At 37.0% G+C, this 18,678-nt stretch carries 16 protein-coding genes and 1 pseudogene; 7 read left to right on the forward strand and 10 right to left on the reverse strand.

Features of this window, described 5'->3' with window-relative positions; translation table 11 throughout:
• Nucleotide 1 precedes the first annotated feature (1 nt).
• The 4 genes from lon to NP781_RS15210 all read right to left on the reverse strand — a co-directional run bounded on the left by lon (nt 2) and on the right by NP781_RS15210 (nt 6,900).
• Nucleotides 2-2,326: an endopeptidase La gene (gene lon / locus NP781_RS15195; RefSeq protein ID WP_257522542.1), complete on the reverse strand. Its 2,325-nt coding sequence runs from the start codon at nt 2,324-2,326 to the stop codon at nt 2-4.
• Nucleotides 2,327-2,555: 229 nt separating this feature from the next.
• Complete coding sequence (clpX, locus tag NP781_RS15200) at nt 2,556-3,827, reverse strand: ATP-dependent protease ATP-binding subunit ClpX (RefSeq protein WP_257520275.1); 1,272 nt, start codon at nt 3,825-3,827, stop codon at nt 2,556-2,558.
• Between the two features lie 681 nt (nt 3,828-4,508).
• Nucleotides 4,509-5,798 (reverse strand): trigger factor, encoded by a 1,290-nt coding sequence (gene tig, locus NP781_RS15205; protein WP_048395116.1) that lies wholly within the window; start codon nt 5,796-5,798, stop codon nt 4,509-4,511.
• 118 nt (nt 5,799-5,916) lie between these two features.
• On the reverse strand, nt 5,917-6,900 hold the full coding sequence (locus tag NP781_RS15210; protein ID WP_221680898.1) for a CDC27 family protein: 984 nt from the start codon (nt 6,898-6,900) through the stop codon (nt 5,917-5,919).
• 215 nt (nt 6,901-7,115) lie between these two features.
• Between NP781_RS15210 and NP781_RS15215 the strand changes: the two genes are divergently transcribed.
• The 7 genes from NP781_RS15215 to NP781_RS15245 all read left to right on the forward strand — a co-directional run bounded on the left by NP781_RS15215 (nt 7,116) and on the right by NP781_RS15245 (nt 14,391).
• Nucleotides 7,116-7,580, forward strand: coding sequence for a hypothetical protein (locus tag NP781_RS15215; protein WP_066036516.1), 465 nt, complete (start codon nt 7,116-7,118; stop codon nt 7,578-7,580).
• Nucleotides 7,581-7,821: 241 nt separating this feature from the next.
• Nucleotides 7,822-8,664 (forward strand): DUF2785 domain-containing protein, encoded by an 843-nt coding sequence (locus NP781_RS15220; RefSeq protein ID WP_221680899.1) that lies wholly within the window; start codon nt 7,822-7,824, stop codon nt 8,662-8,664.
• Nucleotides 8,665-9,490: 826 nt separating this feature from the next.
• Entirely contained in the window at nt 9,491-10,396 is a 906-nt protein-coding gene (gene qoxA, locus NP781_RS15225; protein ID WP_257520276.1) for a cytochrome aa3 quinol oxidase subunit II, read from the forward strand.
• A 61-nt stretch (nt 10,397-10,457) separates the two neighbouring features.
• Entirely contained in the window at nt 10,458-12,401 is a 1,944-nt protein-coding gene (gene qoxB / locus NP781_RS15230; RefSeq protein ID WP_221680901.1) for a cytochrome aa3 quinol oxidase subunit I, read from the forward strand.
• A 1-nt stretch (nt 12,402) separates the two neighbouring features.
• On the forward strand, nt 12,403-13,002 hold the full coding sequence (gene qoxC, locus NP781_RS15235; RefSeq protein ID WP_004226587.1) for a cytochrome aa3 quinol oxidase subunit III: 600 nt from the start codon (nt 12,403-12,405) through the stop codon (nt 13,000-13,002).
• Nucleotides 13,002-13,286: a cytochrome aa3 quinol oxidase subunit IV gene (gene qoxD, locus NP781_RS15240; RefSeq protein ID WP_004226585.1), complete on the forward strand. Its 285-nt coding sequence runs from the start codon at nt 13,002-13,004 to the stop codon at nt 13,284-13,286. The genes qoxC and qoxD overlap by 1 nt, the downstream gene beginning before the upstream one ends.
• 247 nt (nt 13,287-13,533) lie before the next feature.
• The gene (locus tag NP781_RS15245) at nt 13,534-14,391 is read left to right on the forward strand and encodes a DUF6612 family protein (protein WP_255601140.1); all 858 of its coding nucleotides are present in this window, start codon (nt 13,534-13,536) and stop codon (nt 14,389-14,391) included.
• A gap of 60 nt (nt 14,392-14,451) precedes the next feature.
• Here NP781_RS15245 and NP781_RS15250 read toward each other — a convergent pair whose 3' ends face one another.
• From NP781_RS15250 to NP781_RS25685, 6 genes and pseudogenes are all read right to left on the reverse strand, one after another.
• Complete coding sequence (locus NP781_RS15250) at nt 14,452-14,871, reverse strand: universal stress protein (RefSeq protein WP_221680903.1); 420 nt, start codon at nt 14,869-14,871, stop codon at nt 14,452-14,454.
• A gap of 50 nt (nt 14,872-14,921) precedes the next feature.
• Complete coding sequence (locus tag NP781_RS15255; protein ID WP_257520277.1) at nt 14,922-15,998, reverse strand: PQQ-dependent sugar dehydrogenase; 1,077 nt, start codon at nt 15,996-15,998, stop codon at nt 14,922-14,924.
• Between the two features lie 44 nt (nt 15,999-16,042).
• A complete protein-coding gene (locus NP781_RS15260; protein WP_004226572.1) occupies nt 16,043-16,204 on the reverse strand; it encodes a hypothetical protein in 162 nt (53 codons plus the stop codon).
• 151 nt (nt 16,205-16,355) lie between these two features.
• Nucleotides 16,356-16,772: a YugN family protein gene (locus NP781_RS15265; protein WP_202341304.1), complete on the reverse strand. Its 417-nt coding sequence runs from the start codon at nt 16,770-16,772 to the stop codon at nt 16,356-16,358.
• A gap of 136 nt (nt 16,773-16,908) precedes the next feature.
• A complete protein-coding gene (locus tag NP781_RS15270; RefSeq protein ID WP_221680905.1) occupies nt 16,909-17,862 on the reverse strand; it encodes an alpha/beta hydrolase in 954 nt (317 codons plus the stop codon).
• Nucleotides 17,863-17,891: 29 nt separating this feature from the next.
• Nucleotides 17,892-18,619: pseudogene (locus NP781_RS25685) on the reverse strand (SDR family NAD(P)-dependent oxidoreductase).
• Nucleotides 18,620-18,678 lie beyond the last annotated feature (59 nt).

Here is an 18,678-nt window from a genome sequence, read left to right on the forward strand (position 1 = left end):
TTTAAAAACCTCCGTCCAGCGCATAGGCTAATACTTCATCAGCCGATGACACTAGTTTAAATGTTAGTTGCTCACGTACACTATCTGGAATATCCTCTATATCACGTTCATTATCCTTAGGACAAATGATTGTCGTTAATCCTGCACGGTGAGCGCTTAATGTTTTTTCTTTTAAGCCGCCGATTGGCAATACACGGCCACGCAGGGTAATCTCACCTGTCATACCTACCTCGCGGCGAATCGGGCGATGTAGAATAGCCGAAACGATAGCAGTTGCCATTGTAATACCAGCTGAAGGTCCATCTTTAGGTACAGCACCCTCTGGCACATGGATATGAATATCATGTGTATCAAAAAATTCTGCATCCACATTAAGGTGTTCCATCTTCGTGCGCACATAGGATAATGCTGTTTGAGCAGATTCCTTCATTACTTCACCAAGCTTACCAGTAAGTTGTAACTTCCCTTTACCTGGTGTTAAAGAAACTTCAATTTGTAATGTATCTCCTCCAACTGTTGTATATGCAAGTCCAGTTGCGACACCCACTTGATTTTCCTTTTCAGCCTGTCCATAGCGGAAACGATGTTTACCGAGCAAATCTTGTAATGATTTTGAGCTTACCGTTACGCGTTTTTTCTCACCAGATACAATTACTTTGGCAATTTTACGGCAAAGCGTAGCGATTTGTCGTTCTAAACCGCGCACTCCTGCTTCCCGAGTATAATAACGTATAATATCAGTAACTGCTTCATCTTTGATTACCACTTGTGTTTTTTTCAAACCATGTTCTTTAAGCTGCTTTGGTATGAGATGATTTTTTGTAATTTGAGCTTTTTCTATTTCAGTATAGCCTGCAATAGAAATTACTTCCATACGATCCAATAATGGTCCTGGGATGCTACTTAAATCATTGGCAGTTGCAATAAATAACACATTAGATAGGTCATATGGTTCCTCAATATAATGATCACTAAATGTATTATTTTGTGCAGGATCTAAAACTTCAAGCATGGCTGCTGCTGGGTCACCTCTAAAATCATTCGACATTTTATCGATTTCATCTAATAAAAATACCGGATTAATGGTACCTGCTTTTTTCATTCCTTGAATAATACGTCCTGGCATTGCACCAACATACGTACGTCGATGTCCGCGAATTTCCGATTCATCTCGAACACCACCTAAAGAAATACGAATAAACTTACGATCTAAACTTTCGGCAATGGAGCGAGCTAATGATGTTTTACCAACACCTGGAGGCCCTGATAAACATAAAATAGGCCCTCGAAGTGAATTTTTCAGCTGACGTACTGCTAAATATTCTAGAACACGTTCTTTGACTTTTTCTAATCCATCATGATCACGGTTTAAAATATTTTCAGCATGGGTAATATTCATGCGATCCTCTGTAGCATTTGTCCACGGTAATGAAATAAGCCAATCAATATAATTGCGAATAACACCGCTCTCTGCACTAGCTCCAGGTATTTTTTCATAGCGATCCAATTCTTTCAGTGCTGCTTCCTTTGTTGCTTCTGGCATACCAGCTTCGTCGATACGCTTCCGTAATTCTGCAACTTCTCCAGTTTTCCCTTCGCGATCTCCCAGCTCCGTTTGGATAGCTTTCATTTGCTCACGTAAATAATATTCCTTTTGCGTACGCTCCATTGACTGCTTTACTTTGGAATTAATCTTCTTTTCTAGATCCAATACTTCCTGTTCATCATGCAAGCGAATAATTAAATGATCTAGTCGTTTTTTAACGCTTAGCATTTCTAATACTTCTTGCTTGTCGGCAATTTTAAAGGGCAAATGAGAAGCAATAATATCTGCTAAACGACCAGGCTCTTCAATATCCGTTACAGTATTGATCGTCTCTGTCGTGATTTTATTGGAAGATTTTGCATATTTTTCAAAATACGTCAACAATGTCCGCATCAACGCTTGTGTTTCTACATCTTTTTCTGTTGACTCCTCTTTAATCTCAATATCGACAACCGTATACTTCTCCAACGCACGATAGTTTTTCCACGTTGCACGAGCAACTCCTTCTACAAGGATACGTAATGTGCCATTTGGTAATTTAAGCATTTGTTTGACATAGGCAATTGTACCAACTGAATACAAATCTTGCTCTTCAGGTTGTTCATCGTGCATTTCTTTTTGTGTTACCAATAAAATCATTTGGTCCTCTAACATTGCCTGCTCAAGTGCCGCTACAGAACGATTTCTACCCACATCAATATGTAACACCATCGATGGGAATACTAAAAGTCCACGCAAAGGCAATAATGGTACATTTGTTGTTTTTTGTATTGTCACCATGCGGGCATTCACCTCCGTCAAAATTTTCATGTTAACATCCCGCGCTACTAGTATGTGTTTAAAAAGTTGATTCACACTAGATATTGAAGCGAGCCAAAAATTTCTTCAAGTTACAGCTGCTTTATGTAGGAATGAATAAAAAGCTGACTGTCGATATGTGCGAATATTGCACAATCGAAGTCAGCTAATTACTCTCTATCTCACAACGGTAGACAGCCACGTCTATTCATTATGCTGAAGTTTTAGTGTCGCTACCTTCATCGAGTTCAGTGCCATCTTCAAGAAGCAATTTCGGTTTTTCTTTATCCGTAATTGTTTTTGCTGTAATGATACATTTTTTTACGTCTTCACGTGAAGGTAATTCGTACATTACATCAAGCATTGTTGACTCAATAATTGAACGAAGACCACGCGCACCTGTTTTACGTTCAATTGCTTCCTTAGCAATTGCCACAAGAGCATCTTCATCAAATTCAAGCTCAACGCCATCTAATTCAAGCATTTTTTGATATTGCTTGGCTAGTGCATTTTTCGGCTCTGTTAAAATTTGTACTAGTGCTGCTTCATTTAATTGCTCCAGACTCGCAAGTACAGGTAATCGACCAATGAACTCTGGTATTAAACCAAATTTCAATAAATCCTCCGGAATCAGCTTGGACATGATAGAACCTTCATCTACATCTACTTTATTAGGATCTGAACCGAATCCTATTACTTTTTCACCCTGACGTCGTTTAATAATGGCTTCAATACCATCAAATGCACCGCCAACAATGAAAAGAATATTGGTTGTATCGATCTGTAAAAATTCTTGATGAGGATGTTTTCGTCCTCCTTGTGGTGGAACACTTGCAACTGTTCCTTCAAGAATTTTCAGGAGTGCCTGCTGAACACCTTCGCCGGAAACATCTCGTGTAATAGATGGATTTTCCGACTTACGTGCAACCTTGTCAATTTCATCAATATAGATAATCCCTTTTTCAGCGCGTTCGATATCATAATCAGCTGATTGGATTAACTTTAATAAAATATTTTCAACGTCCTCACCAACATAACCTGCTTCAGTTAAAGAGGTAGCATCCGCAATTGCGAATGGAACATTTAAAATACGTGCTAACGTTTGAGCTAATAAAGTTTTACCGCTACCAGTTGGGCCGATTAACACAATGTTCGATTTTGCTAATTCAATATCATCAATTTTGCTATTCGTATTGATACGTTTATAGTGATTGTAAACTGCGACTGCCAATGCTTTTTTAGCACGCTCTTGTCCAATTACATACTCATCTAAAATCGTTAAGATTTCTTTTGGTTTTGGAATATCTTGGAATTCAATTTCCTCTTCTACACCTAGTTCCTCTACAACGATCTCTGAACAAAGCTCGATACATTCATCACAAATATAAACACCTGGACCTGCAACTAATTTACGCACTTGTTCTTGTGGTTTTCCACAAAATGAGCATTTTAAATTGCCTTTTTCATCATTAAATTTGAACAATATGTTTCACCCCTATTCAAGCAACAATCTTACAAGATTATTGAACCTTTATCAAATAAATTGTCTGCATCATTTACGCCTCAGTAATTATGCATGTGTAGATTATAACGCATCGACATGTACTTTACTTCAATTGTCTTTCGAAGCATGCTATAGGAACCTACTTACTTCGCCACCTTATACTGCTATAAAGTTACATTTATTCACTTCCGACACACTACAAACTACTGAATCTCTATTTATAAATCTACTACATTCATCAACCAAGGGTATATCACTCAAAAAATAAATTTTATTTAGTTAGAACCTTTCTGAATGAAGTTAAGTTTAGCATCGTATCAATTTCGCCTTGACTCTAATAGCGCTAGGACTTCAATCAAAATCCTTGACGCCTGCCAGCAGGCACTATCTTCATCCAGTCGTGGTTTAAACACACACTAAAAGGTTAAAAGGCTTACAGCTCGCCATCTATGTGAGATGGGAGTTTTTTGTACCTGACATTATACTTTGGATACAAAAACATCTGCTGAATGAAGATAAAAACTAAAACAATACTATGTATAAGTGAAGTATAAAGTGAATTAATGTTAAGGGGACTGATTTCTAAGAGTTTATGTGATAAAACAAGGCACGGATGAATGCCGTACCTTGTTTTTTTGGGCTATCTAATTACACAAAATCTTATTCAGTAATTTTAGCGTTTTCTACTAAAAATTCAACTGTTTTTTGGATTTTGATGTCGTTTTCAAGTACTGCTGTTCCACCTAAAGCACTTGTGATTTGATCTTTAGTCATGTTAAATTGAGCAGCCATTTTTTCTAATTCTGCTTCAATATCAGCTTCAGATGCTTCAATTTTTTCTGCTTCAGCAATTGCTTCAAGTGTTAATGATACACGCACACGGCTTTCAGCTTCTTCTTTCATTTGGCCACGTAAGTCTTCTTCTGATTGACCAGAGAATTGGTAGTAAAGGTCTAGGTTCATACCTTGCATTTGTAAACGTTGACCAAATTCCTGTAACATACGATCAGTTTCAGAGTTGATCATACCTGCTGGTACTTCAAAATCAGCATTTTCAGCTGCTTTTTCTACAAGCTCATCACGAAGAGCTGCATCTGATTCTGTTTCCTTTTGAGCTGCAGTTTGTTCTTTAATTTTAGCGCGTAAAGCTTCAACGCCTTCAACTTCTGGATCTAATTCTTTTGCAAATTCATCATTTAACTCAGGAAGAACTTTTGTTTTAACTTCTTTCACTGTTACTTTGAAAGTAGCTTCTTTACCAGCTAATTCAGCTGCATGATATTCTTCTGGGAATGTAACAACAACATCTTTAGATTCGCCAGCTTTAACACCAACTAGTTGCTCTTCAAAACCTGGAATGAATGAACCTGAACCGATTTCTAGTGGATAGTCTTCACCTTTACCACCTTCAAAAGCTTCTTCACCAACGAAACCTTCGAAGTCGATCACAGCTGTATCACCTTCTACGATTGCTTCGTCTTCTTTGATTTCAAGCTCTGCTTTACGAGCTAATTGATCTTGAATTTGTGCATCTACTTCTTCATCCGTTACTTCTACTGGAAGTTTAGATACTTCTAGACCTTTATAGTCTCCTAGCTTTGGTTCCGGTTTCACTGTTACTTGTGCAGTGAATGTGAAATCTTGGCCGTGTACAAAGTTTTCTGTACCAGCGATTTCTGGGTAATCAACTGGCATAATTCCAGCTTCATCAATTGCTTTTGCATAAGATTCAGGAACGATGATTTCTAATGCATCTTGGTATAGAGATTCAATACCAAAACGTTGTTCAAACATTTTACGAGGCATTTTACCTTTACGGAAACCTGGTACGTTAATTTGTTTTACAACTTTTTTGAACGCTTGGTCCATTGCTGCGTCGATTTCTGCAGCAGGTACTTCGATTGTAAGAGTACCGATATTACCTTCTTGTTTTTCCCATTTTGCTGACATGTATAAATACCTCCAAATAAATAATCAAGTTTAGATGTTAGACAATTCATTCGTAACTACGATTTTGACAACCATTTTAGTATAACATAGATGTGTATAGTTTCAACTTATTTCATACCTAATGTAGTTCTGTTAACTTTTCTAACATTTGTAAAAAGTCAATGATTTCATAGTCCATTTCTTGTACATTTCCAAGCATCGCTAAGACAAAATCAATATAACTATAGGCAACATCATCTGCTTCGAACGGGTGCCATTCAAATGGATACGTTACAATCGCATGCTTTGCCATTAAATATTGTACCATTTCTAACGTTGATGGGTCTTGTTCTAGCTTCAATTCTAGTATATTTTTTATTTCTCCATACTGCGGTAGCTGGTTAGGCAATACTAATTCAGTAGGATTAACAATTTTGGTTTGATTAAATTTGGCCACTGTAACATTGATAGCTACTTCTTGTTCTACTAATAATATGAGTGCTAGACTTTGGACAAACGGATGGATCGTGGAACATTCAATAATCTCTTTCAATGGCTCTTTTAGTTGTCTTACATTTGTATCCATCAGTCGATGTAAGCGAATGGATTGCTCATTTGGACTAAGTGCCCCAAATTTCTCAAGGCCATATTCCTGTTCTTCTATTAACCGTTGTGCATTTTCTTTTTTTTCTAGATTCTTAGACACTTCACTATTCAAATTTTTTAAACGTTCAAATTTTTCAATTTGATCCTGAGGCAAAACATTTTCTTCAAGTAGGGTTGTAATTAATGACTCTACTTGATGGTATTCTTTTAACTGCATGCATACGGTAATGTACAATTCCATGATTTCTACATAAAATGACGTACCCATTGAAAATAATTGCTCACAAACATTCTTAGTCTTGCTATAGTCCTTTAATTCATACAAGGCAAAAGCATAGGCACTAAGAGCAAGTTCATCTCCAGCTTCGTACACAAATGCCTTTTCAAAACTCGCCACCGCTTTTTCATACTGAAAATTTTCAGCAAACATATGTCCTTCACGTATTAAAGTTTGGACAGCGCCCGGAAAAACAACAACATTGTCATGTTTAATGACATGACGCTTTCTTTTTGTCATTTTTCTCACCTCTTTGTTCTAATTTTTCATTTCTGCTATTTACTAAAAAATCCACAAGTTTCTTGTTTTTAACAAAAAATTATTGCTTTTGCATTCATATTTTGTAATAAATTGTATTATAATTAGAATAGTCTAAAATTTATCACAATTCGCAGACACTCCCCCTTTGTTGTCTGCATCAAGAAAATCAAGTTCTTACACAAGGAGTGGAATCCATGCAATTACTTGATACAATTACAGAGTTTGATCATTGTATCTCATCTACATTCGAGGCATTATCGATTAAAGTCATTTCAATTTCTACAACGGACGGCCCTTTTCAAGATAAGCCGATAGAATTTGAACTTTTAACACGCACCAAAATTGATGTCTTCACACAAGAAGCCAGCACCTATATTTTAAAAATCCAAGGGTGTATTCCTGGATCTATTGCACTTGGTCATCAAAATGAGTCTCTTTCCATTATTCCTCAAAAAGTAAACATTGAATGTAACTACAAGCTGTTACATGTTGATAAAAAAGATATGCAGCAGATTTTACAGCATCCTGAACCAAATCGTCACTATAGTGAATGGCTCATTGATGCAATCAAAAATGCCAATATTCTTGTCGAGTTAAAGACAAATCAACACACGCTCACTGAATGGCCAATTGGCATTAAATCAGCAGTCATTATTTAGCTAGACAAAGACATACTTAAATAGGTATGTCTTTTTTATTGTTCACATTTTAGTTTTACCATTTAATTGCGTTTCTATCATAACAACTTTCTATAGTTTCTGGAAATAATATTGTAAAAATTATGTTTTAAAGAGGACATTCTAACTGTGCTTATTTAAAATGAAGGTTTCAAATTTATCCCTTCGAAATGAAATGGCGCTATAATATATAGTACAAAAATAAGTTGGGGGCTTTTTTAACATGGATATTAAAGAAACATTACAGTCTTTTTCAACAATGACACTGTCTGAGCGTCAGACATTTATGTTCCAGCATAGTGATTGGCTATTACAGGAGATGTTAACCCATATTGGCTCAGTTGATGCCGAATTACGAGACCACCTCATTTATCGCACCTTTGTTGATTTACTAAGTGATAATTTATTGAGTTCTCAACAACTTCAATATTTGTTTGATACAGTTACAGGTGAGGATTTTTTATATTTACATATCGGAGATAAAACAGAGGATAGTGTCTTTACTCGTTCGTTTTCCGCTTTACTAGTTGCAGGTCTTCTTGCAAAGGACGCTGAATTACTCGTTTTAAGAGAGGAAGACCTAGAAGTGTTCTTCAAAAAAATTGGCCGTTATTTGTTATTAGAACAGGATACGAGGGGATATGTTCAGGAAAAAGGTTGGGCACACAGTATTGCACATGGTGCAGATTTAGCTACAACAACAATAAAACATCCAAAATTCGATTTACAGTATGCACCATCCATTTTACATGCATTAAAACTTGTCACTTGGAAAGAAACAGTCTTTGTTAACGATGAAGAGGAACGTTTAATTAATATAGTGGATGCGTTATTACTTCGGAATTACTCAGAGGAAGCACTGATCGAATTTGTTGAGCAGGCTTTTGATAAATTCGAAATGCATTTAATGACACAAGGTTATAATGAGCTCTTCTTTAGTGGCAGAACTTGTACCTTAAACTTTATGAAAACACTGTATTTTTCTTTGAAAATGAATAATAAAGCTCCACAGCTTCAAAATACGATTTATGGACAAGTAGCCAAATGGCTGAAGCTTGGTGATTGACAGGTAATTTTAAAAATGCTGAATTACACCGCTTAATTCTTGATAACATAATTTTTTTCTAAAATACTAGCAAACTAAGAACGGTCTTAGTTTGCTTTTTACTTTTCAGATAAAACAAATGAAGTAAAAATATGGATATTAAAGAAAAACAGTTATTATATTAACATAATTAATATTTCACTCCATTTATTCCCTCCTTACTCATTCCTTTCATTGAAAATTCAACCTATTGTTTCCATAAAACGTCATTGCATCTACTCCTTTTTTGGATAAAAGGCAAATAAAAAATCCCAATAGGACTGGTATGACAATGATTTTATTACAAAACAGCGTCTAAAATGTGAAATACCATTTTTCACATTTTAAATTATTTACTTAGGTAAACATCAGGAATGCAGTATTTTCAACGTTTTCACAGTGTTTAATAAATAAAACCTATAAATACCAATACTAAAATAACGATTTTTGTTCAAAAAATGTTCAAATTCAATACCGCTATACTATCATTTTCATAACAAAATTATGTTTTTTCTTAAAAACAGGGCGTATAATCCAATGTGCAAACAACGAGAGAATGTGGCAATCGTAGTTAACCAAGTACGTATTTAAACGATTGTGCACATCATTGATTTTGCTAACGCTTGCATCAGATCAATCAACACTAGATATTATGTTTCATATTGAACCATGCCATTGTAATTTCTTATGTTGTTGATTGATACGCCAAGATAAAAGAGGTGACCTCAGTATCAACTATTTGTAAATGTGACACTGACAAAAAACACATGAATTTTATGAATAGCCGTTCTATAGAAAGGAGTCAAACATGAAGAAAAAATTAAGTTTAATGTTAGTAGCATTGAGTGCGATTGCTCTTCTTGCTGGATGTGAACCATTAACAGTGTTCAATCCAAAAGGACCTAATGCTGAAACATTATCAAACACAATTATCTTATCCATTATTACAATGGCCTTTATATTGCTAGTCGTGTATGTGCTTTTGGCTTTTATGCTTACAAAATATCGTGCATCAAAAGCTGCTGCAGATTATGAGCCTCCTCATGAAGAAGGAAGCCATCTGCTTGAAATTACATGGACAGTAATTCCAATTATTATCGTAGCATTTTTAGCTGTTGTGACAGTAAGAACAACAGCTACAGTAGAAGCTCAACCAGCAGGTTATGACGATAAGGAGCCTTTAGTGATTTATGCATCATCATCAAACTGGAAATGGCATTTTAGTTATCCAGAAGAAGGTGTTGAAACAGTTAACTATGTAAACATTCCGGTGGATCGTCCAATCGAATTTAAGCTTTACTCATTTGGTCCAATTACAAGTTTCTGGATTCCTCAATTAGCAGGTCAAAAATATGCTATGAGTGATATGTTAACAACAATTCACCTTGCAGCAGATGAAGTTGGTTCATTTATGGGACGTAACTCTAACTTTAATGGACGTGGCTTTGCAGAAATGGAATTTGAAGCACAATCTATGACACAAGAAGACTTCGATAAATGGGTTGCTGATGTTAAAGCGAAAGAGGCACCATTAACAGAAGAAAAATTTGATGAGCTTTTAGAGGCAGAACATGTTGGTCGCCAAAGCTTCTCATCTACACACTTAGACTTTAGACCAGCTCCAATGGAACATGGTAAACACATGAATATGGATGAAATGGATCATGGAGATATGTCTGAAGAAGACATGAATAATGAACATTCTGGTCATTAATTTGATTTTATCGTTGAACGAATCGAGACATTAATTTTTAATTCTGAAAGGAGCGCATCCAATGAGTATGGAAGAATTATTCCATCCAATGCAAGAACCGATGATTTTAGCGGCAGCTATTAGTATCGTAGTTGGTGCAGTGGTTATCGTAGCAGGCCTTACTTATTTCAAAAAATGGGGCTATTTCTACAAAAACTGGCTATCAACTGTTGACCATAAAAAAATCGGGATTATGTATATCGCAGTAGCTTTATTAATGCTATTCCGCGGTGGTATCGATGCACTATTAATGCGTGCACAAACAGCCGTTCCAGATAACGGACTTCTTGATGCACAACACTATAATGAAATTTTCACAACACACGGTTTATTAATGATTCTATTTATGGCGATGCCATTTGTTATCGGCTTAATGAACATTGTCATTCCACTTCAAATCGGTGCACGTGACGTTGCTTTCCCACGTCTAAATGCTGTCAGCTTCTGGTTATTTGCAGCAGGTGCTGGTTTATTAAACTTATCATTCATTATCGGTGGTTCACCAGACGCTGGTTGGACAGCCTACTTCCCTCTTGCAAGTACGGAATTTAGTCCGACTGTAGGGAATAACTATTATTCTTTAGCCCTTCAATTATCAGGTATTGGTACTTTAATGACAGGTGTTAACTTTATCACGACGATCATTAAAATGCGTGCCCCTGGTATGACATTAATGAAAATGCCAATGTTTTCTTGGTCTATTTTAATTACAAACATTATTATCGTATTCGCGTTCCCAGTATTAACTGTAGCGCTTGCTCTGATGATGTTTGACCGTCAATTCGGCACAAAATTCTTTGCGATGCAAGACGGTGGTATGGATATGCTTTGGGCCAACCTTTTCTGGGTTTGGGGACATCCTGAGGTTTATATCGTTATCCTACCTGCTTTTGGTATTTTCTCAGAAATCATTGCAACATTCGCACGTAAAAACTTATACGGTTACAAATCAATGGTGATGAGTATGGTGGTCATTTCCCTACTATCATTCGTAGTTTGGGCCCATCACTTCTATACAATGGGTCATGGTGTAATGGTAAACAGTGTTTTCTCTATTACAACAATGGCAATCGCAGTTCCTACTGGGGTTAAAATATTTAACTGGCTACTCACAATGAGGCACGGGAAAATTCAATTTACAACACCGATGCTTTATGCACTTGGCTTCATTCCTATCTTCACAATTGGTGGGGTTACAGGGGTAATGCTAGCGATGGCAAGTGCTGACTACCAATATCATAATACGATGTTCTTAGTTGCCCACTTCCACTATGTATTAATTCCAGGTACAGTATTTGGTGTCCTTGCAGGTTACCACTACTGGTGGCCAAAAATGTTCGGTTTCCGTCTAAATGAAAAATTAGGGAAAGCTGGTTTCTGGTTCATTGCCATCAGCTTCAACGTAACATTCTTCCCATTATTCATTTTAGGTTTAGATGGATATGCTCGTCGTATGTACACTTATTCTGAGTCTACTGGTTATGGTCCATTGAACATGTTATCGTTCGTCGGTGCTCTAGGACTTGCAGTCGGCTTTGCTTTAATCGTCTACAATATTTACTACAGCTGGAAGCATATGCCTCGCAATGAAAAGGCAGATGTTTGGGATGGTCGTACACTTGAGTGGGCTACTCATTCTCCAGTACCAGAATATAACTTTGCCGTAGTGCCTACCGTTACTCGCTTAGATGAGTATTGGTTCGCGAAAAAAGAAGGTCGCGATATTACTGCAGGTACAATCGAAAAAATTCACATGCCAAATAATACAGGCACACCATTCTGGATGAGTGGATTCTTCTTCCTTGCAGCATTCTTCGCTGTATTCAATATGTGGGTACCAGCCATCATTAGTATGCTTGGTGTATTTGGCTTCATGATCCATCGTTCTTTCGAAAAAGACCATGGTCGTTATATTTCAGTTGAGGAAGTTATGGCAACTGAGAAAAGCTTGAGAGGTGATAAATAATATGAAAATCGATTCTTCACTTCCATTAGAATATAGTACAGAGGAAAATCGCCTAAAAATCTTTGGTTTCTGGATTTTCCTTGGCGCCGAGATCGTGTTATTTGCCACATTGTTTACTGTGTATTTCACACTTCACACACGGACAGGTAGTGGCCCAAATGGTGCTGAAATCTTTGAGTTAACTCCAGTTCTATGGGAAACATTCTTATTATTAACAAGTAGTTTCACAATTGGTCTTGGTGTTCATGCAATGCGTATCGGTCGTAAAAAAGCGATGATGACATTCTTTATCATCACTCTACTACTAGGCCTTGGCTTCTTAGCCATTGAAATTGATGAATTTGTCACATATGTACACGAAGGTGCGACGATCCAAACAAGCGCATTCTTATCGTCCTTAATGACTTTACTTGGAACGCACGGTGCCCACGTAACATTCGGTTTCTTCTGGGGCGTAGCTATTTTAATCCAAGTAGCAAAACGTGGCTTAAACCCACAAACGGCTAATAAAGCGTTTATCTTCTCACTGTACTGGCATTTCCTAGACGTTGTTTGGATTTTCATCTTCAGCTTCGTCTACTTGAAAGGACTGATTAGCTGATGAAGGAATTATTCCCAAAACAACATGTGATGGGCTTCGGCTTCTCACTATTACTAACAATCGTAGCTTTAGCAGTTGTTAAATTTGATATGTCTCTTAATATGGCATTTGGAATTTTACTAGTAACGGCTCTTGCACAGGCAACTGTACAATTAGTATTATTCATGCACATCGGTGAATCTGAAGATAAAAAAACGTTATATACAACCATTTTATACTCAGTATTCGTAGGTGTTGTAACAATCATTGGTACATTATTTGCTATGATCTGGGGTTATAATTGATCCATTACACTACGGTGTAAGCAAAAGGCTGTCTGAACTTATCGTCCTTGTACGATAAGTTCGTGACAGCTTTTTTGTTTTATCCCTATTCATATGGTAATTATCGCGTTTAGCACTTACAGAAGTAGGAATAATGTTATTTTTTTAATAAAAAAGTAGTTCTTTTCTAACAATTTATGAAACTTTTCCTTTTCTAGTGCGTATAGTAGTAGATAGTGTTTTTTACCAAGAATAGGAGATGAAAGTAATGAAGAAAATTTTTAAAGTATTAGCAGTCGGAACACTAGCGTTGACACTTGCCGCTTGTAATTCAAGCGCTACGCCTACGAAAGACACAACTAATAAAAGCAAACTCACTTTAGAACAAGTGTATGACAAAGCAGTAGATCGTCAGGCTGATATTCAAAGTGCAAGTGCTAAAATGGATATGACACAGGTGACAAAGGTTGGGTCTGGTGAAGAAGCAATGGAGTTTTCAATCGACTCCAAAATGGAGATGGATATCATCGTTGATCCACTTGCAATGCATTTATCAGGATCTATGACAATGCCTGATATGATGAATGAAAGTGAAGAAACAATGGACATGCCAATTGAAATGTATATGAAAAAAGATGCAGGCTTATTTATGAAGGATTCGACAACAGACAGCTGGTTAAAGCTCCCTGATGAGAACTTTGATGCTATATTAGATCAAACGGCGGCTTCTGCTGATGCGAAGGAACAGCTAGAACAATTGAAAAAATTCATTAAGGACTTTACATTTGAACAAACGGATGATGAATATGTCCTTACATTAGATGCAAAAGGCGATAAATTCAAAGAGCTAATCGATTCTGAGATTAATAAGTCTATCCAAGAAATGGGTCTAGAAGAAAACCCAATGGATCAACTATCAATTGAAAAAATTAACTACGTGCTACACATCGATAAAGAGACTTTCGATACGAACAAAATGGATATGAATTTTGACTTAAAAATGGCCGTAGAAGGTGACGAATTGTTAATGAATACAAAATCAGTCGTTACGTATACGGAATTTAATCATCTAAAAACAATCGATATACCTCAAAGCATTATTGATAACGCTCAAACAATCCAATAATAAAAGAACCTGCTTGTCGACTAGCACAAGCAGGTTCTTTTACTCTAAACTATTTAACCACTAACGAACAATCAACACATCACAAAGCGCATGACGTACGACTTTCTCTGCCACAGAGCCTAACATCATTTTTTCCATACGATTTAACCCAGTTGCACCACAAACAATTAAATCAACCTGAGGTAATTGTGTTAAAATACCTTTTGGTGAACCTGTTTCTACAATGGATTCAACCTCTTTGACTCCTGTCTGTAACGCCTCTTTTTCTAGCTTTTCCATTTTAAGAATGTTTTCCTTCTTCAATTGCTCAGCATATTTTAAGTCATATGCTGAAACTGCTCCAAACGATTTTGTATCAATGACATTCACCAATTGCAAAATAGCATTGTGTTCCTTTGCTAATTGACTCGCTCTATCCAATGCTTTTAATGATTGTTCTGAGAAATCAATTGCTACTGCGATCTTAAGATAGTTTGCCATGTTTGTCCTCCCCATTCTTCCTACCATTCCATGTTTTCTCAAATATTATATCACAATGGCGTTCGATATAGTTTATCATCCTGAGGTTGTGGATTTCCACGACCATCTGTATTATTGCTAATAAAATAAAGAAACTTTTCATCCACAAAGACATCACGAATTCTACCAAATTCTGATAGTAATTCATTGTGTTTGTTCTTATTTATATCAAAAGCTAGGACTGCTGTACCTCTTAGGGCAGCGACATATAATTGATCATTTACAATAGCAATGCCTGATGGAGCCCATGTGGTAGAAGCACCGGATGTAAAAAGAGGTGTTATCATCCCCTGCTCTTTCTCCATTCCTTCAATAAGAGGCCAGCCATAATTCTTCCCCTTCTCAATGATATTAATTTCGTCATTTGCTGCATTGCCATGTTCACTGGCATACATCGTACCATCAGTAGACCATGTTAAGCCTTGTGGATTTCGGTGTCCATAGCTGTATATATAGGATTGAGGAAAAGGATTATCATTCGGTATGGAGCCATCCAAATTGATGCGCAAAATTTTTCCTTCTAAAGCTTTCACGTCCTGTGCTAAAGAAGGTTGTGTTGCATCTCCTACCGTTGCATACAGCTTTCCGTCAGGACCTATTTTCAATCGTCCACCATGATGATATGTACCACTCTTTATTCGATCCATAATAAGATCCTGTTCGATCCATTTATTATCGCTAAACGTTAACGTAACAATACGATTAAATTGTTCCTCTTCCTCGACATACGTATAATACGCATAGGCAACTTGACTGGTAGGAAAATTAGGTGCTAATACAAATCCCAACATACCCGCTTCTGGCGCAGTTGATAGCTCCTTTTTCAGGATAATCTGCTGCCTATCAACGCTCCCTTCCGCAATTTTTACAATACTGCCTGGCCTTTCTGCTATATAAAAGACATCTCCAATTTTTTGAATCGACCAAGGTGTCTGCAATTGATCTGCTAGTATTTCAACAGAGGAATTCATACCATCTATCGCGTGATTTCCCTCACTCTCTAACCTTTTATTGGTATTATTCTTCGTTGACGTACAAGCAACACATAGAATCATTGTTAGCAGTAATAAAGGCATGTAACGTCCCATGATTAATCATCCTCTCTTTTGTGAAAAATAGAAAGAGACGCCACCTAGACGCCTCTCTTACTTTTTATACTTTCAAGCAGGATTATTTCACCAAATGTTCTTGTTTTTTCTAACACCTCTAGAAAGGCTTCTTTACGATGGATGAGTCGTTCTTGGTGCAATTTCTGATAGGAATGCTGAAAATCATCTATAGCTATTTTATCCATAAACTCACCTCATATAGTAGTACATGCTAATACCATTATAATGTTGGAAAATTCTTAAGACAATTCTATTTGTATTTTTGATTACATGTTCCCAAAATAACAAGGAGAAAAGACATATAATTTCTTGCAGCAGCCATTTAAATTTATCTAGCTAATGAATGAAAAATGGAAGTACTTTTTCTTCCACAGCTTGTTCACCTGCTTGAATCCATCTACTTTTATCATGAATGTATCCATCTTTATCAAGCGGGGTTTGAAATTGGCTAACACCAGTTGCATCTAGTAAGGAGCCCTCATCATAATCTAGACCAATATTCTCAACATGCTTAATGACAAATGGCTTTTGAAAACGAATTTGAGCATCTTCATTATCAAGCTCTCCTGATGTGACGATAAAAGGGACACGTAAATAAATAGTTTCTCCTGCCTCTTTCCATAATACCGAGTCAAAGCTACCTTTATAGTACTCCCAATTCCCGCCAATCGTGAAACCCCGATCGGCAATTTTATCTCGTAAATAGCCAAACCCTATCTCTTTTCCAACAATTTTTGATTCAAATTGTAACATTTTACATTCTCCTCCTTTCACTCGATAAAAGTTTAACCTAAAAGACGCTATTACAAACTAGCTAAAAGATCATTTTGTTTAACAAAAAAATCCCGAAACCTGAGTAAATTATGGTTTCGAGATTTTCGTAAATTTTTTATAAAGGCACTGAAATATTTCGATGTAACACATATTTAGCAGCTTCTACATACTCTTTGACAGCTCTTTGACTGACTGCAGCTGTAGGAACAATACTCTCAAAACCATGATAGCAGCCTGGGTATAAGTGGAATTCAACATCTACTCCAGCCTGACATAGCTTGGTTACATATTGCAAAGTCTCATCACGAAACGGATCAAGTTGACCAACACATGTATAAGTAAATGGTAAACCTGATAAATCATCCGCTCTAGCTGCTGCGGCATATGGTGATACATTGTCGCTACCATTTTCGCCATTCAAATACATTTCCCATCCCTTTTGATTGAGTGAGTGGTTCCAGATCATATGTCCCGTAATTTCTAATGAAGATGGGGTATTATTGCGATCATCAATCATTGGATAGAGCGGCATTTGGAAACTAAGCTTCGGATAATTTCGATCACGCGTAAGTAATGCAAGTGCAGCTGTGAGTCCACCACCAGCGCTTGCTCCAGCAATTCCTAAACGGGTAGGATCTATCCCTAATTCACTCGCATGATCTGCTACCCATTTTAACGCTGCATAGCAATCTTCAAGAGGAGCAGGATAAGGATGTTCAGGTGCAAGCCGATAGTCTACAGATACCACAACACAATTCGCTTCATTGACAAAGCGCTGACAAAGCACATCATCTCCCTCTGGTGCTCCCAAGACATAGCCACCACCATGAATCCATAGCAGGCCTGGGTATATTTCCTTTTGCTCTTTTGACTTATAAATACGAAGACGAAGAGAATGATTATCATCAGGCCCTTGAATGACTTTATTTTCTACTATAATGTGCTCTTCTATTGGAGTGGGTACAGCAACGGCTGCCATTCCTTCTCTTGTAGCTTGTACATTATCCAAATCTAATGAGGGAAAAATTGCTAACGTTTCTTTTAGTTCTGAATCAATACGATGTTCCATTAAAATCCTTCCTCTCTTATTTAAATGTTTTACGATGTTAAACCGCCATCAATTGTGACGACAGCGCCATTCACATAAGAAGCTTCCTGCGAAATTAAGAAAGCGATTACATTTGCGATTTCAGTTGGGTCTGCCAATCTACGTAATGGTCCATTTTCTTCTGGACTCGATGCCAATCCTTTTGTCATGTTTGTCCTCACGCCACCAGGACAAATTGCATTCACTCGAATACCTTTAGGTCCATATTCCATGGCTGCCGTTTTAGTTAATCCAATTACACCTTGCTTACTTGCCGCATAGCCACCTAGATAGGGCTGTCCCTGTATACCGGCTGCTGAGGATGTATTCACAATGACACCTGATTGCTGTTGCTCCATTTCTTTTAATAATTTAAGCCGAGAAATGCCCCTTTAAGATTGACTGAGATTACTCTATCAAACGTCTTCTCTTCTAAATCCCCCAGTAGTGTTGGTGGGCTTAATACACCTGCATTATTGATAAAAGCATCAATCCTGCCAAATGTTTCTTTTGCAGCGTCCACATATTTTTTGACATCATGGCTTTGTGAAACATCTGCTTGGACAAAAATTGCTTGTTGGTGATGCTCCTTAACAGCATGTAGTGTGTCTTGTCCACTTTTTTCATCAAAATCCACTAAAACTAATGCATTTCCCTTAGTGGCAAGCAATTTTGCAGTCTCTCTTCCAATACCACTTCCAGCACCTGTAATAATGACTACTTGTTGCCCCATATTGATATATGCTCCCCTCTCACAAACTATGATAGTATGTTAATTTCATTAACTTAAAGCCTTCA

The sequence above is a fragment of the Lysinibacillus sp. FN11 genome (assembly GCF_024628845.1).
GTDB lineage: Bacteria > Bacillota > Bacilli > Bacillales_A > Planococcaceae > Lysinibacillus > Lysinibacillus capsici.